Source organism: Microvirga arsenatis, from assembly GCF_009910705.1.
Taxonomy (GTDB): Bacteria; Pseudomonadota; Alphaproteobacteria; order Rhizobiales; family Beijerinckiaceae; genus Microvirga; species Microvirga arsenatis.
Genome location: NZ_JAAAXJ010000030.1, coordinates 1 through 24,826 on the forward strand (window position 1 = coordinate 1; position 24,826 = coordinate 24,826).

Genomic DNA, 24,826 nt, shown 5'->3' on the forward strand with positions numbered 1-24,826 from the left:
GGTACTCGATTTCATACGGCGCGCCGGTTGCGAGCGACTGCCGCCACCGCTCCCAGGCGCGGGCTTGGTCGTCCGGGTGGAACATCCCGTTCCATGCCTCGCCATCCGTCGAGCCGTAGGGGACGCCGGTGAACTCATACCAGCGGTCGTTGTAATAATCGTGGTATCCGTCCGGCCGCGCCGACCAGACCATCTGCGGCATCGTGTTGAGGATCGCCTCAAGGCGCGCCGTGTCGGTCACGATCCCGGCCGGGGACTGATCCTCCCGTGAGTGAGCCCGGATCGTCCCTGCAAGATAAGGCTTGTGCGTCCGATCCCGATGATCGCTCGCTTCAGGCAAAATCACTTTCCCGGCAGCGATCACCCGGACCGCGTCATCGGACTTGGAGCGCAGCAACCGAAAGCTCTCTTTGAAACGTGCTCCCATGCCATCGCGGAGGACGGCGCGCACCCGGTTGCGAATCCGCTCCCGATCCTCCGGATGTACCTGGCCCAGGAGGGTGCCCCCCGCCACGGGCCAGGGATGGTCGTCGCGGCCGGATTGGCCAAGCAGGATTTCCCGGAACACTGTGTTGCCGTCGAGACGCTCGGCCACGGGATCGAACCACCACAAGCCGACCTCCGCTGCTTCCGCGGCCAAAGCAAGCAGATGCCCTTCGGGAAGCGCATCGTCACTTCCAGAGTGGAAAGGTGTCGCAGCGGATCGGTTACGGTTCATCGTGCTTGGGGCACCTGGAGCGGGGTCTCAGAAGTTGGTGGATCTAAGGGCGATGGCGACCGCGCATCAGCCGTCGGGCGCGAGGAGGATGCTTTGCGGTTTGACCTCGGGGAGAACGCGGTCGAAGTGCTGTTTGACCGCGGAATGGCATTCACAGGCTGCGCCTTCCAGCCGTGCCCGGTCCAGGATGACGATCTGGCCGCGCGCATACCGGATCAGGCCGCGCGCCCGCAGGGCCCGCGCCACCGATGTGACCGTGGTGCGCTGGACCCCGAGCATCTCGGCCAGCGCCTCCTGTGTTAACGGGATCTCGGCGCTGTTGACCCGGTCCTGGGTCGTGAGCAGCCAGCGGCAGCAGCGGGCCTCGAGCGAATGCAGCGCGTTGCATGCCACCGACTGGAGGATCTGGGCCAGGAGAGCGTCGGCGTACCGGCTGAACAGGTCGCGCAGGGTGGCCGAGCGTTCCTTGGCTTCCTCCAGCCGGGAGGTCTCAATCCGCAGAGCCGGGCCCGGGATCTGGACTTCCGCCCGGGTGAAGGCCGGCTTGTAGCCTGAAGACACGATACCACCGAGGGCCCCTTCGCGGCCGACGGTGGCGGCCTCGGCAGCCCGCCCGCTCTGCATCACCACGACAAAGGATGCCATCGTGCTGGCGCAGGGAAAGTAGGTGCGTGTGACGTCGTCGCCCGGCTCGAACAGCACTTCACCCTGGTACAGGGTCACAGCTTCGAGATACGGGTCGAGCAGCGCCCGGTCCCTGGGCTGCAGCGAGGCCAGGAGGCGGTTGCTGACCAGATGGTGCCCAACGGATGCGTTGCTCTCCGTGGGGCGGGTCAAAGGTTGTTTCATCAGGGTCCCCATCCCGTGGCCGGGGCAGTCTCGGCGCTGCCCTTCCTCGAACCCACAGGGTGCAGCGTGGCACTGTGTCAGAAAACGTCACGCTTGTCCGTCGAGTACTCGACTTAGCCTGCCGGAAATCGCATCGGATTGATAACCGGTGAGGCAGATGTAAAGTCATGTACAGGATGAAGCGCTCGCTGGGCCAGATCCGGCTCGTTGAGGACGAATTCAGACGGTTCGTACGCTGCATGGCTCTCCGCCCGAACAGGGTGCCGGCTCTGGCTTCGAGGATTTCAAGAAGGTGCTGGCTCAAGTCCCCGTCGGCCAGCGCGAGGCGCTCCTCCTGGTCGAGACGCCTGTCGTGCGTGGGGTCGCTCATATCTGCAGGGTTTCCGTCCGGCAGAATCGAGAGCCGCGGCAACTCGGCCGCACTCGGGTCACGCAGCCGCTTGCAGTCGCGTATGGGGAGGAGCCCGCCTCCGGCCCGACCTTCAACTCAGCCCTTCAAGACCTCTGGGTCCTGGATACATCGCCGACCATCCTGCCTATCCTGTGACTCGTCTTCCAAGAACGATGCTATTGCCCGAACGTCGTCATCCAAGCGCAGAGCCTGCCCGTCCCTGTCTCCGGGCCAAAACGGCTCCCCAGGACTATCGTGGTCGGCCATCAGCGGTGGTGAAACGCAATCTCCAGATTAACGATTAGCTATTAAGCTCGGCTATAGATCTACGTTCGAGGGGCAGATGGCATTGGCAACACGGGGCGCCAAGGACTGGCAGGAGGTCGGGAAGACGGCACGCGACCTCGTCAGAGAATTGGAGGAAGCTAAAATACGTCTCGGCCTCCCGTGCGCTCGGATCCTGCCGGCATGGACTTCTGCCTTGGGGAGGGAAGTCGTCGTATCGGTTCCGATCGATTGCAGCGGATGCCCGAACCCGACGGTCGCCGAAGTCGCGCTTCTCCTTGCTGTAAAGTGAGAACATCCGCCCGGTGGAGGGCTACGGCAGAACGCAGCCGGACATCCGTCTCGCTATGGCCTTCGATGTGTCATGCCTGCGTGCTCAACGTCAGGGCCATGCCGGTTGGCCTGAGGCGGGGGCAGGGACGGAGGCGCCGCCCTCTTTTCGTCTCGCCCCTTCTTCCCTTCGTTAGAGGCGCCTCTTCATCCGCCGTGCCGGGATGCTAGCGTCCCCTGCGGGCAACCTGGGCGATGTCATGCCGTGAGATCCCGATATCCGATAGTTCGCGGTCCGAGAGGGCAGAGAGTTGTCGCGCTGTCTCGCGCGAACGGCGCCACTGACGAATGCTTGAGAGAATGACGGACAGGAACATGACGCGACCTCGATAATAAACGCACACGAATTGGCCCGCGCGGCCCGCAGGCCACGAGGAAAAAGAGGCCACCGGAACGGTGGCCGAGTTCAGGGAGGAAACCCATCACGAGAGGCCGTGATGGAGGAGGGGCGTCTACACCGCTTCTGGCCTCAGACAAGCCCGGAAGAGGTCGGCCCTGCCATGCCGGAGGAGCATGGAACAGGTAGGCGGCGTTTACCTCTCGTTTACCGCCTCCAACCGGCTCAGACGGGAACCTTGCTGACGATCGTGGCGGCGGCCTCCGGGCTGAACCCAACCTCCATCAGCTCGCCTTCCAGGTCATTGAGACTGTAGGGTTCCAGCGTAATGAGGCGTCCGGCCTCCTCCCGCTCGACCAGGAGGGTGTCGCCTTCCTCTTCCTCCAGGATCCCGGGATAGTCATCGACAGATGTCGTCGTGACCCGTACCGCAGGGCCCCCATCGTCCTCGCGTTCCGCCTCATCGGTGCTTTGGTAGACCTTCACCGTGACCAGACGTCCCTCTACCTCGCCTTCGAAGACCGTGTTCCACTCACCCATGTAGCCCTCCTTGATGCCGACTCGGTTGGTCAGCGCAGAAGACAATCGTGAATGCATCAGGACCAAACCGCCACAGCACAAAAGCAGGATCGAGGCGCAGCGTGGCAATTTGACGGAGGCCTGTTTCACCACCGCATCATGATCGCCCCCTGACGTGGTATGGATGGCGCACGTCGACCCTCGGATGTTGCTCTTACCGGAGCCTCGCCCCGCAGAAGCGCCTCTCGCCGTGGGACGAACAAGGCCAGGGCTTAGATTCGACCAAGCCAAGCTTGAACCTTTCGCGTGTATACCGGTTTCCCGCATCTCTTCCCCTTCAGACGGAGATCAGAGCATGAGCATATCACGACGTGGCTTCGCCTCCATGGACCCGGAGAAGCAGCGTGAGATCGCCAGCCGGGGCGGCAAGAGCGTTCCGGCGGAAAAGCGCTCGTTTTCCCAGAACCGCGACCTCGCCGCGCAAGCGGGGCGCAAGGGCGGTTTGGCCTCGCAGAACGGGGAGGGCGCACGCTAGTCCGTAGCACCGCCCTCTGCGTGCGCCAAGCCGGCCTGGGCGGAAGCGGTGCATGACCGGCCCTGGTCCTGGCCGACGCCACTCCGGCTTCTTCTCTCTATCGCTGCGGCCCCATGAGGTCGAAGGCATATTCGGCGCAGAACACGTGGCTGTGGAGGTTCGCGGTCCATTGCCGGCCCGCCACCGTCACGTTCAGGTAGCCGATGGCCTCCTCCAGGTGCGGCGAGACGCTGGTCCAGTAGAAGTCTGGATAGCACTCAACCAGGTCGCCCGGGGAGGCGCAGCCGAACTGGCGGTTGAGGCCAATCTCCTCGAACTCGTAGAAGAGCGCATTCGCCTTCTTCGGGTAGAGCGGATCCCCGAGCTGGCCGATCAGGTCGACTGCCTGCACAAGCCTCCCCTCCCGATTCTCCGGCGCGTCGTTGCCGGGCTGGCCTGAAGGGAAGCGGGTGAACTCGATCGCCCGCGCCACCCGCTCGGCATGAATGGTGGATGGCGCTGATAGACCGTCTGCGAATCCAGATGCGTAAATGCGTGATTTCCGTGTCTCGCAGGCAATCCTGTAGTGGATTGCCTTCTGAGTCGCTGCTCAGTCGGTTGTTGTGGCGCTACCTACTCGCCTTCCGGTGGAGGGAGTGCGTCCAGCACGCTACGCCGGATCTTCACCCCGACCCAGTCCCCGTCCTCGGTCCATTCGATCCCATGATCCGCGAGAGTTCTCTCGATCGCGATGATCACCACTGGCTTGGGAAGCTTCCCACTGTTCTCAAAGGCCATCAGGACGCGCAAGCCTATATGGGCCACTGCGGCAAGATCCCTCTGAGACCATCCCAGCAACGCCCGAGCCGCTCTGCACTGGGTACCTCGAATGGTCATGTCAAGCGCAAAAAGTGCGAATTGACACTAAAAGTGCAAAACAGCACTTTTGATGCTGAAAAGCGTGGGCTGTCCACGTCGGGTACCTCGGAGCGAATCTATGACGGGTGGAAGGATCGTAGAAATGGCCGCGCTTCTCAAGGCCACCAGAGAGGCCGTGGCCGCAGCCGTCGCCACCAAGTTCCCCTTAGACGAGCTGCTCGGACCCGAGTTATCACGGCTGATCAGCGTCTCGAATTCGATCGTCAAGCGACACGGGCTCTTGCTCGAGCGCGCGATCATCGAAGCCCTTGAGGCTTCGGGGCGCTTCCAGGTGCTCCACAATCCCGTGATCCCCATCACTGCGGCAAGCGACTCCCTCGTGGCCTCGAACAGCCCGGAGGCCCTCGCGCGGATTGCCCTGCGCTACGACACGCCCGCGGTCCGATCGGTCACCCACGACATCGTCGTGATCGATCTGGAAGCTGCCTGGGCCGGAGCCTACCAGATCAAGCGGGGCGGGGGGGACATGGGGCCCCGGCTCAGGAAGCCCCTGGAACGCGACCTCGCCGCCGTCAGGCTGCTTTTGCGCGCGTACTTGCGTGACCAGGGTTATTCGGCGGTCGACGTCACCACCACCGCGGCGATCGACTACCTCGGCTCCGCCGGCCTGCCCGACCACCTGACGGTCTTGGGAAGCGAGCTGGACGAGCACTTCGGCGTCCCGGTAGTGAGCACCATCGAACAGATGACGGATCACTTGCGGTCGGAACTGCACAAGGCCGTTCCGGACCTGCTGCGGCCGCTCCTCGCCGCGTTGGAGATGCAGGCCGCCTCGACGGGGCCGCGCCAGAAGGCCGGCACGAAGGAAAGCGCCGGCGAGGAACTGGTCGGGCCGCCGGATTTCCTCGCCGACGATCCAGTCGACTTTCCTGCGCGGCCGGTAGGGCCGGGCCCCCGCCACGCGCCGCATCTCCTCGTCGTCCCGCGCCCGCCCGAGCGTCCGACGAGCGGTCCACTCTTTTGAGGTGCTGCCTGGCGGCAGCTGCAAGGGACACGGGTTGTGTAGTGCAGGGGAGCGAGCAAATGACCGGGGCTTTTCCAACCTTGACCTCGACGAGGAAGCTGAGACACGGCGGCCACGCGCGGCCGAAGAGGCGGCTCGGCGCAGCGGGTCCGCCCAAGGGCTCGGCTGCAACCGGGCTGCTGCCGGACCTCAGGCGCGTGCTCGAGGCCCACGTCGTTGCCTCGCCTCTCGTCGTGTCCGCCGGCCCCGACCCCGCCTGCGAAGAGCTCTGGCGCGCGGCGCTTCAGGACGAGGGCTTGGCCGCTATGCGCGTCAAGCTGGCGTCCAGGGTCGCGACGTTGGTGGCCGTTCCCTCAGACCTGTGGCGGGATGGCGTCCGCCGCGCCCGCGCGCTCGCCCTCAAACACGCGGCGGCCCGGTCTGGCCGCCGCGTGATCGTGGTGCCCGAAGGGGTGCTGCGCCGGGAGCCGAGGCTCGGCAACGCCGTCCTCATGGCGCAGGCCGCGCGCGCGTCGATCAGCGCCGAGGACCGGATCGCCGTCATGGCGGCCCTCGCGGAGGAGCCAGGGATGGTGCTGGGCGACCTGATCCAGCTCGTCCGGCACGAGCCCGACAGGGTGGCGGCGGTGCTGTCGCTCGCGCGGAGCGGCGTCGCCGACGTCGACCGCCGCAAGCCCATCGGCCCCTTGTCCGCGGTCTGGCTGCGTGCCAGCGACGTCTGACCGGGTTCGCGCGAGCTGACCTCATCCTACGCACGATTGGGTGGAGCGATGGCGATCAGACCAAGCCTCAAGAAGGGACCGCCGTCGGAGCCACAGGCCGACCGGCGGCGCCCCGTTGGGCGGCCTAACCTCACCTTCATGGTCGACGAGGATCCGGAGGACTGGTTCGCCCCGATCGACCGGCTGATAAAGGAATACGACAGCATCCAGCCGGAGGCGGATCTCCGTTTGGCAGATCTCCACGGCCTCGGTCCCGCCAAGGCATGGGCCCAAGGCCTCGTGCGCGATCTGCGCGACTACCGCGCCGGCCGCATCGCGCTCACCGATCTCGACCGCGGCTGCCTTCTCGCAGGCCCTCCCGGCACCGGCAAGACCACGCTCGCCCGGGTGCTGGCGCGCGAAGCCGACGTGAACTTCATCGCGACCTCCGCGGCGACGTGGCTGTCGCACTCGTACCTCGGACATGTGATCCAGGCCGTGAGGCAGGACTTCGCCGCCGCGCGGGAAAGGGCGCCGTGCGTCTTGTTCATCGACGAGGTGGACGGGCTCTCCGACCGCGCCGCGGTCGAGGCGCGCTACAGGTCGTACTGGACCGCCTTCATCGGCTGCGTCCTCGAGGAGGTCGACGGGCTCAGGTCGCAGCCCGGCGTGGTGGTGCTCGGATCCACCAACTATCTGAAGGCCGTGGACCCCGCGCTCCTCCGCAGCGGCCGGCTCGAGCGCGTGATCCACGTTCCAGTTCCGAGCACGGAGGACTTGGCGCTGATCTTACGGCAAAAGCTGGCGTCCGACCTGCCTGACACCGACCTCATGCAGCTCGCCGTCCTCGGGTTGGGAGGGACGGGCGCGGATGCCGAACGGTGGGTGCGTAGCGCTCGGCAGCGGGCGCGCCACGCCGGACGCGGGCTCACCTTAGAGGATCTCCTGGCGGAGATCGGCGGCCGCGCCGACGCTGTTTCCACGGAACTTCGCCGCCGGTGCGCCGTCCATGAAGCGGGGCATGCCGTTGCAGCCGTGGCGTCGGGGGAGGCAGTCAGCGTCGAGATCTCCATCGTCGGCCAAGGAAGGCACGCCGGGACGACGCGGGTGGCTGGCGGGCCGGAGCAGCCAATGACCGCCGAAAAAGCGCACCAAGTCTTGGTCTATCTCTTGGCCGGGCGCGCGGCCGAGGAGGTGGTGCTCGGCCGAGCCAGCGCAGGAGCGGGGGGTGCCGAGGAGTCCGACTTGGCCATGGCGACCCGCCTAGCGGTGCGCATGGTGACCGCGTACGGCTTGGCTGGCCCGGCGCCGTTAGTCTACCTGGGCGGCAACCTGCCGGCATCCCATCTCCCGCCGCACCTTCTGGCGGAGGTGAGGCACGAGCTGAATGCCGCCTACAAGGAGGCGACCGCCTTGATCCGGGCGCATCAGGCAGCCGTCGAGCAACTCGCGGCCTATTTGGCCGACCGTCTCGCCGCGTCCGACGCGGCCATCCGCGCGATCTTTGAGGCGCATTCCAGCACGCGAGGGTTCCCTGACTGGGCAAGTACCCGGCACTAGCGCTCATTAGTTGTCTCTATTGGATCCACGTCAATCTGCTACGGCAGCAGCCACCAGATCAGGGCCCAGACAGGGCCCAGGATTGCCCCAGCAAAAAGAATTGCTCCGAGCCAGTCGCGCGTACGACCTCTGGGCGCTGCCGAACACATGGGCCGTGCGCGAGGGACATGTGGCCGCGCAAGGGCTTGCGGACTTGACGAAGACGACCTTCTTCGATTGCGACGCGGTCGTGTACGATGCTGGGACGCGGGCGATCCATTGGTCCGACGGTTATCTGGACCAGCTTCAGGCGCGGATGGTCGAAATCAACCTCGAAGACAACCCTGACCGGCTCGGGGTGCTCGCCCGCACGTTGCGCATCCTGTACGATTGGCAGCAGAGCACCGGGCCGCAGCTCGCCTGGTACCTTTGCCAAGGGCTAGGCGAACTGCAGGATGAGGTTTGCCGCTATGCGGCGCAGGGACACCTGCACAGCCGACGTCCGTCTGTGCCGATCGCCCGTCTCGCCGAAAGGATAAGGACGCACGAGGTCTATCGTCCGTTCTGTCTCGGCGATCTCGCCCGGAACGCGACGGATGACGGTCGAGCGCCCGGTGTGTCTGCGAGGCGCAGATCTCGGGGCATTCAGAGAGCCATGCGAGCTGCGAAGGAACGCGACGAAGCGCGTTGCACTCCGAGCGAATAGTGGCGGAGCGGAGGCTTGTGCGCGCCATGCAGGGATCTAGGCGCCAAGATCTGATCACGCTGGCCTGCGGCGGCCTCACGTCGGGCGGGTTCGTTATCGGCAGCCTCCAACGAAAGTTCACAGAAACGCGGCCTCTGACGGATCCAACAAGGCCGCGACTTCATCCACAAAGTCACGAAGCAGAGCAAGTGCCGTGCCGCGGGCATTCCGCATAGCGGACGTGCGCCATGTCATGTCCGACAAACGGCTCAAGGTGAAGGGGAGGAGGGTCTATGTCGTCATGTGGGGTGATGGGCTCATCCGACATAATGCCAGCGATGGGAAGGGGAAGGGTGTCGAGGGTAGGCCCTGCCAGAGACAAAACCCAAGGAAAATAACCTCAAGGCGGCGCCTGCATCTGCAAAAGAGCAAGAAAGGCAATTGGCGCGTCTTCAAGCAGAAACGACAATGGTCATTGTCCGTGCGGTCGGAACAAACCCGGCGTCGCGGTTTGCCCGCGTGACCCTTGCGAGCGCCTGTTGAGCGTCAGGTGGCGGTCGAGGCAAGTCACCTTGCCAATGCGGGCCGGATGCCGCGGCCGCGATATCGATCGCGCACAAACCTTAGCCTGACTCCCGCCTGTCCGGACGGGTGCGAATAGCACTCCCATCGCCTCTTCGACCAAGGTGTAGGAGGTCCCTCCACGGCATTTGGCAGGAGCGCTTAGGGAGGTTCCCCGAAGGCGAAACGACAGGTGCGGCACAGGCGACTTTCGATCACACCGTCCAAGAGCTCGGTCGCGTACCGGGCGACTGCACAGCACAGCGTCGGCGACATTTCGTCAAACGGTCCAGTGCATCCCCTCAATGACTTCAACAAGGAGCCCGAACATGGAAAACGTGTCCCATCACCTCATTCGCACCCTTCAAGAGGCCCAGTCGACGGCCGGTTCCGACTACGCTGCCTTCAGGCAGCTCGCGCTCAAAGCCGTCGACGCCGTCGAGGCAAAGGGTGACATCGACGACCGCCTCGCAGAAGCTATCGATGCGGTCCGTTTCCCGGACACCGACGACATTGACTGGATCATTCAGAGGGTGAGCTCAATTCTGGGGCTGCCAGGACGCCCCCCAACCACGCCATAAGGCGGCTTTCCTGCCCGCTGCGGGCAAGGCCATTTCCAAGTTGCCGCCGGACGCTGTTGACGACGGGCTACGCTGCCCGTGCTCGCGGTTACGGCCGCGTGATCTGGACCCCGCCGACAGCCGAGAACCGCGACAGAGGATATCCGAGCTGCGCGACCATTTCATTGCCAAGGAAACCGAGTGGGCATGCTGCCAGCCCGAGCCATTCCGCGCAGAGGCACAGAGTGGCTATCAGGCAGCCGGCATCCCGCAGGACTAGGCTCGCAGGGTTCTCGTAAGCAGCCTCGACCTTGCTGACATCGGCTATGAACCGGAGGGTGCAGCCGCGATGGACCCCCACGACCTCGGCGACGGCCGCGGCGTTTCGGGCGGAGACGTCGACATGCGGCACATCGAGCAGATGGAAGGCATGCTCCATCGGATCGTAGAGGCGGACGAGCCCGTCACCGCCGTCGTTGATGCAGACCAATTGGATCGGATGCAGCCCGCCTGCGGACAGGCTGGCCCGCCACTCGACCGGCAGTCCCGCGCGCCCCGCGTGCGCATGCCCCTTGGTCCCAGCCGCATGCCACAGCAGCGCGGCGATGTCGTCCCAGCCGATGGAGCCGGCAAGGGCCGATCGGCGGGAACGCAGCACGTCGGCGAAGTCGCGCCGGGGCGGCGCCCCGGGCGGCGTCAGAGGCTCCGTCGCCGCGACCGGCGGGCGGTAAGGCTGCCAAGCGAGCGGCGGCGTGCGCGGGCCGGGCTCGTCAGTGAGGATCCCAGCCAAGCGCTTCCCACGTCTGATAGTGCTTCACGCACCCGCGGCACTGGCCGCAGGCGAAGTCCGCGACATGGCAGGAATGGGCCTAGGCCAGCACCTCCCGCGGGATGCCGGATGTCTTGACGAGCTCGACCGCTGTCAGCCCGATCGCCGGCGCCGAGACCGTGATCCCGCCCTCTTGGAGCGACATCACCTTGGACATCGCCTCCACGAACTCCGGACGCCCGTCGGCGTGGGCGCCGTCGGTCGCGAGGGCGCCGATCATTAAATGGGTGACGCCGAGCTTCACGGCGGCGATGCCGGCGAGCGTCAGGACGAGCTGGTTCCGGAACGGCCACCATTCGGGAACCGGGGCGATGGCCGCGGGCGGCTGGCCAGCCATGTCGCCGGAGCCGAGGGAAGAGCAGTCGGCGCGGACGACCTCGTGCCGGATGCCGAGGGCTTTGCACACCGCGCCGGCGGCCGCGATCTCGGCCTCGGCGGGGCGCTGGCCGTAGTCGACCGTGATGGCGACGTCGGGCCGCTTCCACCACGCGATGCTGACGGAGTCCATTCCGCCGGAGAGCAACAGTCCGATCATGGGTGGGGAAGCTTCCAAACCGTGCGGTAGATCGCGGTGGCGAAGTCGTCGACGACTTAGCAGCCGGTGCCAACGAGCATCTTCAGGTCCTCGTGCTTGACGTTCTGGGCGAGCGCGACGACCGGGATGCGCTTGTTGACGGCGTAGCCCGCTTCGAAGACGGTGCCGGAATCAAGGCCATTGAGCACGGCGAAGACCACGTCGGCGGCCTCGAGGCCCTTGATGTCCTCGGGCGCCACGATCTCGGCCGGCCCCGGGCCGACCTCATGCACCGGCGAGAACACCTGCGCGCCCAGGTCCATCAGGAGCGCGCGCGCCTCCTCGACGAGCCAGCGCTGGCCGAGGTCGAAGAACGGCGCGGCGAGATAGACGAGCCCTTGACCGGGCCTGACGGGCGGGTAGGGGAGGTCCTGCAGCGCCTCGGGCGCCGGAACCGGCAGCGAGCGCGTGTCGCAGTAGTAGGCGGTCGCCCGCGACGCCAGATCGGCCGCTTCCGCCGGCCTCATGCCTTGGCATCCCCAGAGCGCCGCGAAGGTCGCCGAGAAGACGTCGCCCGAGCCGATCTTCCAGACATGCTCGGTCCGGTAGAGCGGCACGACCGCCTCGCCCTCCGGCGTCACGACGAGGGCGCCGTGCCCGCCCATCTTGAGGACGACCACGGCCGCGCCTTCCTCGCGCAGCAGCCACCCGGCCGCCGCGTGGGGATCGCCCAAGCCGGTCATCGACGCCGCCTCGTAGCGGTTGAGCACGACGGCCAGGCGCTCCGCCCGCGAGCCGTTCGCGGTGAACCGCTTCGCGCCATAGGCCGACTGCGGGTCGTACACGGCCGTGCGCGCGTCGACGACCGCCTCGCCGTGCTGGCCCTTGCGAGCGACTACAGCGGCTCGGGCGATCAGGAGGCCACTCGAAGGGCCATCGAGAACGGCTTCGCCATGGCGGAAACCCGCCTCTCCGATATCCAGGATGAGATCGCAAGGCAGAACGCCGAGACTGCCTCGCCCAAGGAGCCGGTCCGCTTGGCGGTGGCGCGCACGGCCCATGTGAGGGAGCTCCCGACAACGAAGTCCCGCTCGCGCGACAAGCTGGCGCCGGGGCACCTCCTGGAGCTTCGGGACGTGCGCGGGGACTGGTTTCAGGTGCGCTACGTCGACGGCCTCTCGGGAGAGGTGCGGTCCGGCTGGATCTTCGGCAAGCTCACCGTTCCCAAGTAGGCATCTCGACCAAGCCGCACGGTCGGCAGTTTGCAGAAGCGGGCTGCGAATTATCGTGGCCGGCGGCTATGGCCTATTTGAGGGAGAGGTGACCTGCAATGCCTTCTCGCTTGCGCAGGCGAAGGGCCTGTTACAGGCTGGCGCTTGCTTGTCCCCGTGCTCATCCGCTTCATGACCCTGATCAGGCCGTGCGGCCTCAACCTTTAACCAGGTCGATTGGCGCAAGGGACTTCTCGATGAACGCGATGAATTCACGAACGAGCGGGGTTTGTTGACGTCTATTCCAAGCCACACTCACGTCAAAGAAGACGTCGGGGTCGCTCAGCGGTATCGCCGCAATATCCGGCGGGAGCGTCGGTCTGACGGCCGAACCGTAAAGCGTCACGCCCCGCTGCAGCGATACGAGCTGGAGAAGGACCGGAACGTCGTCGGCTTCCTCGGCGATCGTCGGAAGGAATCCGGCGGTGAGACAAGCGCTGTTGATCAGCGATCGGAACGTCTCCCACCGCTTAGTCGTGCCGATGACAAACGGCACGTCGGCAAGCTCCTTCAAAGCGATGGTGCTTCGTCTCGCCAGGGGGTGGTGCTTGGAGACCAGGAGCACGAAACGCTCCCGTCCCACGACCATGTGGCCGAGGGATCCCTTGCAAGCCGCCGACAGGAGGAAGCCGACGTCGATCTCGCCGCTCTCGAGCGCATGAACCTGCTCGTGCGAGGACATCATGTAAAGGCTGACGGCCGCGTGCGGGAAACAGCTCCGGAACCGCACGATCATGTCTGCCATGGGGCCGTTCGCCGATTGCGCGGAATATGCGACGATGATCTCGCCTGCTTCCCCGCATGCCACTTGCCGTGCGTTCCGGACCGATCGGCTGAGCAACTGCATGGCATCTTCGACGTCCCGTGCCAGAACGGCCCCGGCCTTCGTTAGGGTAACGCGCCGGGTTGTCCGCTCCAGCAGCTTGAACCCCAGTTCCGCCTCCAGCATCTGCACCGCACGGCTGACCGCAGGCTGCGCGACGTTGAGGGCCTCCGAGGCCCCGCGGAAGCTGGATGCCTTAGCCACTGCAAGAAAGTAACGTAAACGGACAAGGTCCGGAGCTCGCCCCAATTGATGCCTCCACGTTATCAATTCGTGCCGAATTGATCTTAGACTTTCCCGAGCCGCGGCTGTCAAATCGGAGAACCGAGACCAATTTACGCGCCGTCCGTACGGAGGCTCGCCCGCGCCACCGCCGCGGACAATAATCCTGCGACCGGCTGATAGGGAGTTCTTGTTGATGTCTGGTCCAGTCGATAGGAATGCTGAGATAGGCGTTGCCGTGGCGCAGCTTGCCGGAACAAAGGATGTTGCCGCAAACCTTGCCGCCATCGAGAGGCTCAGCGCCCAGGCGGCGGACGAGGGCGCGAAGGTTGTCGTTTTCCCTGAAGCCGTGATGTACGACTTTACGGCCTCTGCCGAGGAGATTGCCGACGCGGCTCGCCGGCACGGCGACGTGTTTGAGGGGCGCATCAGGGCGCTCGCCGCGCAGTTGCAGGTCGCCATCGTGGCGGGCATGTATGCCGAGGGTGACGGCCCGCTCGCCCGGAACGTGATCCTCGCAGCCGGCCCCGACGGTGAGATCATCGAACGGTATCAGAAGCTCCATCTCTACGACGCGTTCCACTACCGCGAGTCGGACAAGAACGAACGTGCGTCTCTCAAGCCCGATTTCGGCGAGCTTGCGACGTTCGACTTGGGCGACTTTCAGTTCGGACTGTTGAATTGCTACGATATCCGTTTTCCTGAGATGGCCCGCCTGCTCGTCGAGCGCGGCGCGGATGTCTTGCTCGTGGCGTCGGGCTGGGTCACAGGGCCCCTCAAGGAGATGCATTGGGAGACGCTGCTGAGGGCGCGCGCCATCGAAAACACCTGCTTCGTCGCGGCGTCCTGCCAGCCTGCTCCCCACTCCGTCGGGTTGAGCATGATCATCGACCCAAGCGGGGTCGTCACAGGAGCGGTCGCCGGCGGCGAAGGGCTCGTGCTGGCGAGGCTCCGCATGGAGCGCCTAGCGGATGTGCGGCGGATCCTGCCGTGCCTCGCCCATCGGCGATACGCCATCAGCGCCGGCCAATAGGCCTGCTGTTTGACTGCAAAGCGAGCGCCGGTGTGAAACCGGCCGTATCCAAGGAGGAAGACCATGAGTGCTCAAACCGGCGCCACTCTCGACAGGGTGGGCTTACACGCGGACCAGAGGAGCGCCTTCAAGCGCGTCTTGAGCTCGGCGGCCATCGGACAATTCGTCGAGTGGTACGATTTCGTGATCTATGCTTACTCGGCTGCGATCATCGCTAAACTGTTCTTCCCGAACACCGATCCGACCGCCGCCCTTCTTTCGACGTTTGCCGTCTATGCCGTCGGCTTCGTCATGCGGCCGCTCGGCGGGTTCGTCTTCGGCCCGCTCGGTGACAGAATCGGTCGCCGGCGGGTTCTCTCGTTCGTCATCCTGATGATGGGCGTGGCGACCGTCTGCATCGGCCTCCTGCCCACCTACTCGCAGATCGGCATCTTCGCCCCGATCCTCCTGGTCATCTGCCGGCTTGTCCAGGGCCTGTCCGCCGCGGGCGAGACCGTCGGCTCGAACTCCTTCGTCGCCGAGCATGCGCCCTCCGACAAGCGCGGCTTGTTCGTTGCGTTCACCTACTCCTTCGCGAACCTGCCGCCGATCTTCGCCGCGCTGCTCGTCCTCTTCCTCACGAACGCCTTGAGCGGCGAGGCCTATGCCTCCTGGGGCTGGCGCATCCCGTTCCTGATTGGCGGACCGCTCGCCCTCGTCGGGCTCTATATCCGCGACAAGGTTGAGGAAACGCCGGCATTCAAGGCCACCCAGGCCGCCAAGCGCGTCGCCGCCAACCCCATGCGCGAGGCCGTGCGTGACCAGAAGCAGCAGATGGGCTTCAGCTTCGCCCTGGCCGCCTTCTCGAGCCTCGGCTTCTACACGCTGGCCGGTTATTTCGTGAGCTATCTGACCGCGACGGTCGGGCTCAACAGCAATGCGGCGTTGGTCTCCAACAGCATCGCCCTCTTCGTGGCCTTCATCATGATGATCGTCGGAGGGTACCTTTCTGACAAGTTCGGCCGGAAGCCGATCCTGCTGGTCGGGCTGATCATCAACGCCGTGGTCTGCATTCCCGCCTATCTGCTGGCGGCACAAGGAAGCCTTCTGACCGCGATCGCCGGCCAGGGCCTCCTGGCATTCGGATGCGGCTTGTTCTGGGGACCGGTCGGCATCGCATTGCTCGAACTCTTCCCGACCCGCACCCGGTTCAGCGCTTCCGCGATCAGCTACAATCTCGCGTATACGATCTTTGGGGGCACCGCGCCGTTCCTGGGTACATGGCTCATCCTGCAGTCGGGAAGCAAGATCGCGCCGGCCGTCTACATGGCGGTTCTCTCCGTGGCCGTTCTTCTCGTGGTCTTACGGATTCCGGAAACGTACAAGAAGTCTCTCATCCATGCCGAAGATGTCGCGACTACCTAAGGATTACAATCCCGACCGCGGACGACATCTCTAAACCGGAAGCCTCTTGCGGGGCGGCACCCGCCGTCCCGCAGGTTTGTCGCCGTTATGCGGCGGGGTCCTGTATCGACCTATCAGGGCCCTGGACGATTATCGTTGGCTGCCGTCGCCGGCATCAGCCGGGACCTGCAAGAATTTCGCCAATGCGTCTCTGACATGATTGATGGCAATCCGCGCCGACGGGGTCATCCGCTTGTGCTGCGGCACCAGGATGCCCAATCCACTTCCGGCCAGCTGAGGCTCGGCCAAGGGAACGTGGACGAGCTCGCCCCGTCGGATCTCGTCCAGAAAGCCCACCGGGCTGAAGAACCCGATGCCGAGGTTTCGCAGGATGACTTGGCGCATGAACTCGATTGAGTTCGATACGATGCGGGGTTCGAGCTTGGCACCGGACTGCGCAAATTCCGTCGTCATGATGGCGTCGAGGAGCCAGCGATCGTGGAGCATGACGACAGGATGCTTGGAACACTCCGTCAATGTGACGCTCTCGCGTCCAGCCAACGGATGGTCCGGGCGCATCACGGCGCCGACGCACGTCGCGAACGTGTCGGTCACCTGCACGCCCTCGAAGCGCCGGTCCGTGAACAGCACTCCGAAGTCGGTTCGTCCCGACCGTAGTTCCTCGCCGACCTCGCTCGGGTTCACGACCAGCACGGTGAACGTGACCTGCGGGTAGGCGGTCGAGAGCTCCTCGATCACCCGCGGCATGAAGCGCAGCGCAAGCGATTCGAGCGAGATGATCCGCACGTGGCCAGTGATGACACCGGACAGACCCGCCATTTCAGCCTTGACACTCTGGAAGTCCGCCATCGTGTCGCGGATGTGCCGGAGCAGGACCTCTCCCGCGGCGGTCGGAACCACGCCGTTGCGGCGGCGCTCGAACAAAGGTGTTCCGAGGTCCTCCTCAAGCTTGAGGATCTGCCGGTTCACCGCCGAGGACGCGACGTTGAGGGCCTCGGCTGCCCGGCGGATCGAACCGAGGCGGGCGACTTGATCGACATAACGCAGGACGGCGGCGTGCATCAGGGTCTCCCACGGAGCGCTGCCTTTTCGGCATCGCCTCTGGCGAAAAATAATGCTTCCGGAGAGCGCCGGCGCAACCAATAATTCATCCTGCGCTGCCCCGAAGAACAAAAATTCACCAGAGACGGTGGTGCGAACCAGGGCGTGGCCGCTCGGCCGCCAACCAGGAGGAGGAAACAGATGACGGATAAAACGCGGCTCTCTCGCCGTACGGTCCTCAAGGGAGCCCTTGCCGGCCTTGCCATGACCCCGGCATGGGCCCGCTTCGCTCATGCCCAGTCCAAGACCACGACCGTGAACCTGCAGCTCGGTTGGCTGGCCAACAACAACCAGCTTGGCGAGGCGTGCGCTAAGAACCTCGGCTATTATGAGGAGGAGGGGATCAATCTCGTGATCCAACCCGGCGGACCGAACATCGACGGAGTTGCGGTCGTCGCGTCGGGTCGGCATGAGATCGGCCAGGTCTCCTCGAGCCCGTCGCTGATGCTGGCTGCCTCGCAGAAGATCCCAGTCAAGTGCATCGCGGTCGGAGTGCAGGAGCATCCTTACGCGTATTTCTCCCTGCCCAGGAACCCGGTGCGGAGGCCGCAAGACTTGATCGGCAAGAAGGTTGGCATCCAGGCGACGGCCCGCGTCCTTCTCAATGCCTTGCTCAAGAAACACAACATCTCGGAGAAGGATCTCCAGATCGTCGTCATCGGCTCGGACATGAGCCCTCTGCTGACGGGGCAGGTCGACGTGGTCTCCGGCTGGGTGACCAACACCACGTCCCTGAAGCCGCTCGGGCCGGACCGCATCGATCTCCGCCTCTGGGATGCCGGTGTCCGCCTCTATGCCCTGCCGTACTATTCGACGCAGAGCCTGATCGAGAAGAAGCCCGACATGCTCGCCGGTTTCCTGCGAGCGACGGCGAAGGGCTGGGCCTACGCCCACGCCAACACCGAAAAGGCCGTCGACTTTCTGGTCAAGGAATACCCGAACCTCGTCCGCGCCGACGAACTGGAGGCGAGCCAGACCTTCCTGAAGTTTGCATTCAACGGCGCCACCAAGGCCAACGGCTGGGGCACGTTCGACAAGGCCTTATGGCAGGAGCAGATCAGCCTCTACGACGAGCTGAAGCAGTTCGCCGCCGGGGCGCCGAAGGTCGACGACGTGGTCACGACCGCGATCCTCGAGAGGACGGCCGATACGCGTCCGAAGATCGGGTGAGGGCGCCATGCTGAACACCATGAGCTTCTCAGCCCAGATTCCGCTGTCATTGGCCGCGAGTGCCGTTCCCGCTGTCGAGTGTCAGGGCGTGACAGTGCGCTTCACCACTGAGCGCGGCACGGTCACGGCTCTGGAGAACATCGACCTGACGGTGCCTCAAGGCAGCTTCCTAAGCCTCCTGGGGCCTTCCGGTTGCGGCAAGTCGACCTTGCTGCGGGTCGTCGCGGACCTGATCGCCCCCACCTCCGGCATCGTGCGGGTGAACGGAGAGGCTCCCGAGGTCGCCCGCCAGAACCGGGAAATCGGCTTCGTCTTCCAGGACGCGGCGCTGCTGCCCTGGCGGACCGCGCTGGAGAACGTTCTGCTCCCGCTGGAGGTCGGGGGAGGGGCACGGCGGTCGAACAACCGCGATCCGCGGGAACTCCTGGCCCTGGTCGGCCTCTCGGGCTGGGAGGACGCCTACCCGCACGAGCTTTCGGGCGGCATGCGCCAGCGCGTGTCGATCGCCCGCGCCCTCGTGTCCGGGCCGAAGCTCCTCCTGATGGACGAGCCGTTCGGCGCCCTCGATGAGATCACCCGCGACCGGCTCAATGAAGAGCTCCTGCAGGTCTGGGAATCCACCGGGACCACCATCCTGTTCGTCACCCACTCGATCTATGAGGCGGCCTTCCTCGGTCAGGAGGTCCTCCTCCTGGCGGCACGTCCAGGTCGCGTGCGCGAGCTGGTCGACGTGAACCTTCCAAGCCCCCGTCGGCTGCCCCAGCGGGAGACCGCCGAATTCGTCGAGCTTGCCGGCCACCTGCGCCGCGTTCTGGAGACGTGCTGATGAGCCAGTCCACCCTCTCTCCTGGCGTCACCCCTGTCAGCTTCGGGGGCGCCTTCGCCAACGACGAGAGCGAGCGCGCGCGCTTCGTCTCCGCCCAAAGGCGGCTCGCCTGGCGCAAGCGGCTGCTGCCGGTCGTGGCCATCGCCGGACTGATCGCCCTCTGGGGCGCCGTGGTCGCGATCTTCGACGTGCAGCCGTTCATTGCCCCGTCGCCTTGGGCCGTGGCCAGCGTGCTGGTCGAGAAGGCTGACATTCTCCTCGCCAACCTCGTGCCAACGGCCACCGAAGCGCTGCTCGGCTTTCTGCTCGGCAACCTCGTCGCCATCGTGATCGCCACCGCCTTCGTCTACAGCAAGGCCGCGGAAGAGGCGTTCTTCCCTGTGGCTGTGATGATCAACACGATCCCTGTGGTCGCAAAGGCGCCGATCCTGGTGCTGCTGCTTGGCAACGGCATGGAGCCGAAGATCGCCATCGCGGCGCTCATCTGCTTCTTCCCGACCCTGGTGAACATGACCCGCGGTCTGCGCGACGTGAACCCGCAGGCGCTCGAGCTCATGAAGGTCCTGTCGGCCAGCCCGCGCGAGATCTTCTGGAAGCTGCGGGTCCGGAACTCCCTGCCGTACCTGTTCTCGGCACTGAAGATCGCCGCGTCCATGTCGGTGATCGGCGCGATCGTCGGCGAGTGGATAGGCTCCACGAGCGGCATCGGCGCCCTGATCATCCAGGCCACCTACAACTTCGACTCGCCGCTTCTCTACGCCACCATCGTCGTCGGCTCGACCTTCTCGGCCGTGTTCTTCAGCGTGATCTCGATGCTGGAGCGCCGTCTCCTCAAGTGGAACACCGCCCGCGCCAACTGATGCGCCGGCCCGGTAACAAGGACGACTACAAATGACTGCGACTCGTGACTTCATCTCTGAAGACGGCGGCTCTGTGCCCGTCGCCGCTCGCGCTGACCTCGTCGTGGTCGGCGGCGGACCGGCCGGCATCTCCGCCGCGGTGGCCGGTGCCCGCCAAGGCCTCTCGGTCATCCTGCTGGAACGCTACGCCTATCTCGGCGGTCTCGCCTCCGGCGGCATGGTTCTCGTGCTCGACGACATGTGCAACGGCACTGAGATCAGCGTGCGCGGCCTCTGCGCGGAAATGATCGGCCGCATGGAGCGGCTCGGCTTGTGCGTCACGCCGCCGGAGGAGGAGCGCGTTTCCGACTGGAACCTGTGGCGCAAGTGGTCGCGGTGGGGCGTGTTCGACTTCCACTCGCACCAGAAGCCGCAGCCCATCTGCTATGCCTCGGCCTTCGACCCAGACGGGTTCAAGCGCGTCGCCAACGACATGGTCGCCGAAGCCAAGATCCAGCTGCGCCTGCACTCCTGGTTCTCCAAGACCATCATTGAGGACGGCAAGGCCACGGGCGTGATCGTCGAGAGCAAGGAGGGGCGCCAGGCCATCCTCGGCGATGTCATCGTCGACGCGACGGGCGATCTCGACGTCGCCGCCTCCGCCGGAACGCCTTTCATCAAGGGCAGCTACATCGTCACAACCGTCTTCCGCCTCGGCGGAGTCGATACGGAAGAGGCGGAGCGGTTCGAGTTCGAGGAGCCGGAGGCGTTCCATGCCATCGACCGCGAGGCCAAGAAGATCATGGGCGGCTCGTGGGACAAATGGTGGCTCAAGACGCCGCTCCCCGGCATCGTCTGGTGCAACTGCCCGCACATGGTGAACTACGACGGCCTGAGCGTCGCCGACCTGACCCGGGCCGACTTCGAGGGCAGGACCCGCATCGCGGCGCTCCTGGAGTTCGTCCGGGCCAAGCTGCCCGGCTTCCAGAACGCCTTCATCGTCGATGTCGCGCCCCAGCTCGGGATCCGGCAGACCCGGCTCCTGGAGGGCCGGTACGTGGTGACGAAGGAGGATGTCGCCCAGCGCCGCCACTTCCCGGACAGCGTGGCCCGCGGGCGCGACTACTACTATCCCTACCGCTCGCTGCTGCCCCAAGGGGTCGACCAGCTCCTGGTCGCCGGCCGCCACTATTCGGCGACCTCGTCGGCGCAGCGCATCTCACGCGAAATTCCGCCCTGCATGGCCATGGGCGAGGCTGTGGGCGTGGCGGCGGCGCTCGCGCTCGAGGCCAACGCTTCGGTGGGCCTGATCGACGTGAAGGCCCTGCAGTCCCGCTTAAGGGCGCAGGGCGCAGATCCGGGTGACGTTCCCGCTGCGAACGCAACCGTTGACATTGTGGAGGCTGCAGAATGAACGCCCATACCGACATCCCCGTGGCCCAACCGCTCACCGGCATCCGGGTCATCGACTTCACGCAGGTGATGCTTGGCCCCTGCGCGACCCAGGTTCTCGCCGATTACGGCGCGGACGTGATCAAGATCGAGCGCCCCGGCGCCGGAGACCTGTCTCGGACGTCCATCGCCGACGATCCCGATGGGCTCAACAACCCGGTCTTCTGCAGCCTGAACCGGAACAAGCGCTCGATCGCGCTCGACTTGCGCGATCCGGCCGGCAAGGAGATCGTGTACGATCTGATCCGCAACGCCGACGTGGTGGTCAATAACTTCCGCGCCGGCGTGATGGAGCGCATGGGCTTCGGCTACGAGGACCTGGTCAAGATCAACCCCCGGATCATCTGCGCCTTCGGATCAGGCTTCGGGCAATCCGGCCCGTTGGCCCACAAGGGCGGGCAGGATGTGCTCGCGCAGGCGCTCTCGGGCGTCATGGCACGCCGGGCCGATCCAAGCCTGCCGTTGTCGATCTATCCCACCGCGCTCGCCGACTACACGGCCGGCATGCACCTCGTGCAGGCCATCCTGCTTGCCCTGCTGCAGCGGGAGAAGACCGGCCGCGGCCAGCAGGTGGCAGTGTCGCTCTACGACTCCATGCTGGCCATGCAGATGCAGGAGGCCGCGATGTGGCTGCAGCGCCGCCGGGACCTGAACTGGGCGGCGTTCCCCCTGACTGGGGTCTTCGAGACCACTGACGGCGCGCTCGTGCTGGTCGGCGCCTTCAAGGCCAACCCGCTGCGCGACATCTGCGTCGCCTTGGAGCTGCCCGACCTGTCCCAGGACGAGCGGTACGCCACCTTCGCGCGTCAGGTCGAGCACAAGGCGGACCTGCAGGCCCGGTTCCGCGAGTGCTTCCGGTCCAACACCACGGCCTTCTGGCTGGCACGGCTCGAGGAGCAGGATCTCCTGTGCGCCCCAGTGCAGAGCCTCCCGGAGGCGCTCGAATCGGAGCAGACGGCGACAAACGGCACCGTCATCGAGCTTGATGCGAGAGCCGAGGGGATCAACGAGCCCGTGCGGCTGATCGGGACGCCGCTCACCATGAGCGCCTCAGGGTTCCAGATCCGTCATGCACCGCCGAGCCTGGGCGAGCACGGCGAGGAGATCCTGCGCGAGCTGGGCTACGACAGCACGCGCATCGAAGAGCTCAAGCGCGAGAGGGTGGTCGCATGAGCGTCCTGTATGAGGTCACAAACGGCGTTGCCCGCGTCACGATCAACCGTCCAGACCGGATGAACGCGGTTGACCAGGAGACCGAGGCCGCCCTGATCCGGACTTGGGAGCAGATTGAACGGGATCGGTCGGTGCGGGTGGTCGTGCTGACCGGCGCCGGCGAGCGGGCCTTCTCGGCCGGCGCCGACGTGAAGTCCGGCAGCGGATCGTCGGGCCTGGAATACTGGGCGGCGCCGCGGCCCGGCGGCTTCGGCGGCATCGCCCTGCGTGACACGCTCGACGTTCCCGTGATCGCGCGGGTCAACGGCTACGCGCTCGGCGGCGGGTTCGAGATGGTGCTCGGCTGCGACATCGTCGTGGCGGCCGAGCACGCGTCATTCGGGCTGCCCGAGCCTCGGATCGGGCGCTTGGCTCTGGATGGTGGCATCGCGATCCTGCCACGCCGGATTCCGCACGTCTGGTCCATGGGCATGCTGCTGACGGGCCGACGAATTTCGGCTGCGGAGGCTCTGCGCTTCGGTCTCGTCAACGAGGTCGTGCCGGGAGCGGCGCTCGACGGCGCCGTGGAGCACTGGGTGAACGACATCCTGGCCTGCGCGCCGCTCTCGGTCCGCGCCATCAAGCAGATGGTCCGGGCCGGTAGCCGCCTGACGCCGCAGGAGGCGCAAGCTCTGCGCTTGCCCGCCCTGGTCGAGGCGCTGCAGTCGCAGGACCAGGACGAGGGAGTGCGCGCCTTCCAGGAAAAGCGGGCGCCGGTCTGGCAAGGGCGGTAAGGAGGATCCGATGGCCTATGTGATCGCGTCGGCCTGCATCGACGTCAAGGACGGCGACTGCCAGACTGCCTGCCCGGTGGAGTGCATCTATGAGGGCGGGCGGATGATGTACATCCACCCCGACGAGTGCATCAGCTGCGGCCTCTGCCTGTCCGTGTGCCCGGTGCAGGCCATCTTTGACGAAGCCGATCTGCCGCCGCACGAGGCCGGGTTCCTGGCGATCAATGCCGAATTCTTCGGTCCCGCAGTGACGGGCTGGGGCAGCCCCGGTGGCTCCTCGCCGAAGTACGTGACCGATCGCGACCATCCGGCGGTGGCCGGCTATTCGGGGCCTGCAGCCTCGGTCGATGCAGCCTGACGGCTGTTCGGGCTCAAGAAAAGGGTTTGAGAAATGTCCAATCCAGAGAGCTCCGGCGTCGCCTCCGGAGGCGGTGCAACGCAGCGTCTGTCCGGCGTCATCGCGGCCATTGCCACCCCGGTCACCCGGACAGGCGAGCCCGACGTCGATCGCTTCGTCGCTCTCGCCGAACATCTCCTCTCTCATGGCTGCGACGGACTGAACGTTCTCGGCACGACGGGCGAGGCCACCTCGTTCACCCGGGAGCAGCGGATGACGCTAATGTCGGCGGCGTCTGACGCCGGCTTGCCGCTGCAGCGGTTGATGGTCGGCACGGGCGCGGCTGCGCTTGGAGACGCAGTCCAGCTCACCCGCCATGCTGCTGACCTGGGGTTCGCCGGTGCTCTCGTCCTGCCACCGTTCTATTATAAGAATGTTCCTGACAGCGGCGTCATCCACTATCTTGAGGCCATCGTTGAGCAAACCCATTCACGACCGATCCCCATCTACTTGTATCACTTTCCTGCGATGTCCGGCGTTCCGTACAGCGTCGACCTGGTACGTAAATTGCGAGCGGAGTTGGGTGAACGGATAGCGGGCTTGAAGGACTCGTCAGGCGACCTCGTCTACGCCAGACAGGTTGCTGCCATCGCTCACGACCTCAGGGTCTTCCCCTCGAACGAGGCAGCGTTGCTCGAAGCGCGCTCCGGCGTCTTTGCGGGATGCATCTCCGCGACCGCCAACCTGAACGCGGACCTGTGCGCACGAGCGTTCCATGCTGGCGATGATGAGGCGTTGACCAAGGCTGTCGCCATTCGAAAGATCTTCGACGGGTTGCCCTTGGTGCCCGGGGTCAAGGCGGTCTTGGCCCACATTCACCAAGATCCTGAGCTTGCAACCGTTTTGCCGCCGCTCGCTCCCCTGAGCACTGCCGAGGCGCGTACCGTCGTCGAAACCTTCGATCTCCTTCGGAGCGACACAAGGGACGCGACCTGAACAGAGTCATCCTGATAGCGGCACCACGAAGAGTTAAGAATGCCATGACGAAGAACTACATAGCTGGGGAGTGGGTCGGCGCGACGGAGGCATCGCCGAACATCAACCCGTCGAACACCGCCGACGTGGTGGGCGAGTACGCCCGCGCGTCCGCGGCGGAGGCTGAAGCCG

At 65.5% G+C, this 24,826-nt stretch carries 28 protein-coding genes; 17 read left to right on the forward strand and 11 right to left on the reverse strand.

Translation table 11 applies throughout. The annotated features are described in order from the left end of the window. The 4 genes from GR303_RS24995 to GR303_RS22900 all read right to left on the reverse strand — a co-directional run. Nucleotides 1-613 (reverse strand): PAS domain-containing protein (locus GR303_RS24995; RefSeq protein WP_246205856.1); only part of this gene is annotated, 613 nt, incomplete at its 3' end. Between the two features lie 171 nt (nt 614-784). Then, a complete protein-coding gene (locus GR303_RS22890) occupies nt 785-1,567 on the reverse strand; it encodes a Crp/Fnr family transcriptional regulator (RefSeq protein ID WP_161726570.1) in 783 nt (260 codons plus the stop codon). A 1,173-nt stretch (nt 1,568-2,740) separates the two neighbouring features. Beyond that, entirely contained in the window at nt 2,741-2,890 is a 150-nt protein-coding gene (locus GR303_RS22895) for a DUF1127 domain-containing protein (RefSeq protein ID WP_084020804.1), read from the reverse strand. Between the two features lie 245 nt (nt 2,891-3,135). Continuing rightward, a complete protein-coding gene (locus GR303_RS22900) occupies nt 3,136-3,579 on the reverse strand; it encodes a hypothetical protein (RefSeq protein WP_161726571.1) in 444 nt (147 codons plus the stop codon). 205 nt (nt 3,580-3,784) lie between these two features. Between GR303_RS22900 and GR303_RS22905 the strand changes: the two genes are divergently transcribed. Continuing rightward, nucleotides 3,785-3,964 carry a con-10 family general stress protein gene (locus tag GR303_RS22905; RefSeq protein WP_161726573.1) on the forward strand — a complete coding sequence of 60 codons (180 nt, stop codon included), beginning with the start codon at nt 3,785-3,787 and terminating at the stop codon, nt 3,962-3,964. Nucleotides 3,965-4,061: 97 nt separating this feature from the next. Here the strand turns inward: GR303_RS22905 and GR303_RS22910 are convergent, their stop codons facing one another. Together GR303_RS22910 and GR303_RS25585 are read right to left on the reverse strand one after the other, a co-directional pair. Further along, on the reverse strand, nt 4,062-4,355 hold the full coding sequence (locus GR303_RS22910) for a hypothetical protein (RefSeq protein WP_161726575.1): 294 nt from the start codon (nt 4,353-4,355) through the stop codon (nt 4,062-4,064). A 221-nt stretch (nt 4,356-4,576) separates the two neighbouring features. Further along, nucleotides 4,577-4,840 (reverse strand): helix-turn-helix domain-containing protein, encoded by a 264-nt coding sequence (locus GR303_RS25585; protein ID WP_161726577.1) that lies wholly within the window; start codon nt 4,838-4,840, stop codon nt 4,577-4,579. 124 nt (nt 4,841-4,964) lie between these two features. Between GR303_RS25585 and GR303_RS22920 the strand changes: the two genes are divergently transcribed. The 5 genes from GR303_RS22920 (at nt 4,965) to GR303_RS22940 (ending at nt 9,913) form a co-directional block, all read left to right on the forward strand. Beyond that, the gene (locus GR303_RS22920) at nt 4,965-5,846 is read left to right on the forward strand and encodes a hypothetical protein (RefSeq protein WP_161726579.1); all 882 of its coding nucleotides are present in this window, start codon (nt 4,965-4,967) and stop codon (nt 5,844-5,846) included. A gap of 80 nt (nt 5,847-5,926) precedes the next feature. After that, the gene (locus GR303_RS22925) at nt 5,927-6,568 is read left to right on the forward strand and encodes a hypothetical protein (protein WP_161747612.1); all 642 of its coding nucleotides are present in this window, start codon (nt 5,927-5,929) and stop codon (nt 6,566-6,568) included. Between the two features lie 48 nt (nt 6,569-6,616). Further along, nucleotides 6,617-8,107 carry an AAA family ATPase gene (locus tag GR303_RS22930; RefSeq protein WP_161726583.1) on the forward strand — a complete coding sequence of 497 codons (1,491 nt, stop codon included), beginning with the start codon at nt 6,617-6,619 and terminating at the stop codon, nt 8,105-8,107. Between the two features lie 193 nt (nt 8,108-8,300). After that, nucleotides 8,301-8,792: a hypothetical protein gene (locus tag GR303_RS22935; protein WP_161726585.1), complete on the forward strand. Its 492-nt coding sequence runs from the start codon at nt 8,301-8,303 to the stop codon at nt 8,790-8,792. A gap of 869 nt (nt 8,793-9,661) precedes the next feature. After that, on the forward strand, nt 9,662-9,913 hold the full coding sequence (locus tag GR303_RS22940) for a hypothetical protein (RefSeq protein WP_161726587.1): 252 nt from the start codon (nt 9,662-9,664) through the stop codon (nt 9,911-9,913). A gap of 88 nt (nt 9,914-10,001) precedes the next feature. Here GR303_RS22940 and GR303_RS22945 read toward each other — a convergent pair whose 3' ends face one another. From GR303_RS22945 to GR303_RS22955, 3 genes are all read right to left on the reverse strand, one after another. Continuing rightward, complete coding sequence (locus GR303_RS22945; protein WP_161726588.1) at nt 10,002-10,682, reverse strand: hypothetical protein; 681 nt, start codon at nt 10,680-10,682, stop codon at nt 10,002-10,004. 79 nt (nt 10,683-10,761) lie between these two features. After that, a complete protein-coding gene (locus GR303_RS22950; protein WP_246205857.1) occupies nt 10,762-11,256 on the reverse strand; it encodes a 7-cyano-7-deazaguanine synthase in 495 nt (164 codons plus the stop codon). Between the two features lie 56 nt (nt 11,257-11,312). Then, entirely contained in the window at nt 11,313-12,080 is a 768-nt protein-coding gene (locus GR303_RS22955; protein ID WP_343038502.1) for a PfkB family carbohydrate kinase, read from the reverse strand. 30 nt (nt 12,081-12,110) lie between these two features. On the opposite strand from GR303_RS22955, the gene GR303_RS25000 reads away from it, so the two are divergent. Beyond that, nucleotides 12,111-12,467, forward strand: a complete 357-nt coding sequence (locus GR303_RS25000) for an SH3 domain-containing protein (protein ID WP_246205858.1) — start codon at nt 12,111-12,113, stop codon at nt 12,465-12,467. Nucleotides 12,468-12,663: 196 nt separating this feature from the next. Here the strand turns inward: GR303_RS25000 and GR303_RS22965 are convergent, their stop codons facing one another. After that, on the reverse strand, nt 12,664-13,839 hold the full coding sequence (locus tag GR303_RS22965; protein ID WP_246205859.1) for a LysR family transcriptional regulator: 1,176 nt from the start codon (nt 13,837-13,839) through the stop codon (nt 12,664-12,666). Here GR303_RS22965 and GR303_RS22970 point away from each other — a divergent pair. Further along, on the forward strand, nt 13,790-14,584 hold the full coding sequence (locus GR303_RS22970) for a carbon-nitrogen hydrolase family protein (protein ID WP_161726592.1): 795 nt from the start codon (nt 13,790-13,792) through the stop codon (nt 14,582-14,584). The two genes, GR303_RS22965 and GR303_RS22970, sit on opposite strands and share 50 nt — an antisense overlap. A 63-nt stretch (nt 14,585-14,647) precedes the next feature. Beyond that, on the forward strand, nt 14,648-15,988 hold the full coding sequence (locus tag GR303_RS22975; protein ID WP_161726593.1) for an MFS transporter: 1,341 nt from the start codon (nt 14,648-14,650) through the stop codon (nt 15,986-15,988). A 129-nt stretch (nt 15,989-16,117) separates the two neighbouring features. Here GR303_RS22975 and GR303_RS22980 read toward each other — a convergent pair whose 3' ends face one another. Then, on the reverse strand, nt 16,118-17,131 hold the full coding sequence (locus GR303_RS22980; protein ID WP_161726594.1) for a LysR family transcriptional regulator: 1,014 nt from the start codon (nt 17,129-17,131) through the stop codon (nt 16,118-16,120). A 99-nt stretch (nt 17,132-17,230) separates the two neighbouring features. Between GR303_RS22980 and GR303_RS22985 the strand changes: the two genes are divergently transcribed. Genes GR303_RS22985 through GR303_RS23020 form a run of 8 tightly spaced genes read left to right on the forward strand, consistent with a single transcriptional unit; the run spans nt 17,231 to nt 24,655 of the window. After that, a complete protein-coding gene (locus GR303_RS22985; protein ID WP_161726595.1) occupies nt 17,231-18,259 on the forward strand; it encodes an ABC transporter substrate-binding protein in 1,029 nt (342 codons plus the stop codon). A 7-nt stretch (nt 18,260-18,266) separates the two neighbouring features. After that, the gene (locus tag GR303_RS22990; RefSeq protein ID WP_246205861.1) at nt 18,267-19,085 is read left to right on the forward strand and encodes an ABC transporter ATP-binding protein; all 819 of its coding nucleotides are present in this window, start codon (nt 18,267-18,269) and stop codon (nt 19,083-19,085) included. Continuing rightward, nucleotides 19,085-19,945, forward strand: a complete 861-nt coding sequence (locus GR303_RS22995) for an ABC transporter permease (protein WP_161726596.1) — start codon at nt 19,085-19,087, stop codon at nt 19,943-19,945. The genes GR303_RS22990 and GR303_RS22995 overlap by 1 nt, the downstream gene beginning before the upstream one ends. Before the next feature lie 31 nt (nt 19,946-19,976). Beyond that, nucleotides 19,977-21,338 (forward strand): FAD-dependent oxidoreductase, encoded by a 1,362-nt coding sequence (locus GR303_RS23000; protein ID WP_161726597.1) that lies wholly within the window; start codon nt 19,977-19,979, stop codon nt 21,336-21,338. Continuing rightward, the gene (locus GR303_RS23005; protein ID WP_161726599.1) at nt 21,335-22,549 is read left to right on the forward strand and encodes a CaiB/BaiF CoA transferase family protein; all 1,215 of its coding nucleotides are present in this window, start codon (nt 21,335-21,337) and stop codon (nt 22,547-22,549) included. Before GR303_RS23000 ends, GR303_RS23005 begins: the two co-directional genes overlap by 4 nt. Next, entirely contained in the window at nt 22,546-23,322 is a 777-nt protein-coding gene (locus GR303_RS23010; RefSeq protein ID WP_161726601.1) for an enoyl-CoA hydratase-related protein, read from the forward strand. The genes GR303_RS23005 and GR303_RS23010 overlap by 4 nt, the downstream gene beginning before the upstream one ends. Before the next feature lie 10 nt (nt 23,323-23,332). Then, nucleotides 23,333-23,680, forward strand: coding sequence for a ferredoxin (fdxA, locus tag GR303_RS23015; RefSeq protein ID WP_161726603.1), 348 nt, complete (start codon nt 23,333-23,335; stop codon nt 23,678-23,680). A gap of 33 nt (nt 23,681-23,713) precedes the next feature. Beyond that, a complete protein-coding gene (locus GR303_RS23020) occupies nt 23,714-24,655 on the forward strand; it encodes a dihydrodipicolinate synthase family protein (protein ID WP_161726605.1) in 942 nt (313 codons plus the stop codon). The last annotated feature ends 171 nt before the right edge of the window (nt 24,656-24,826 follow it).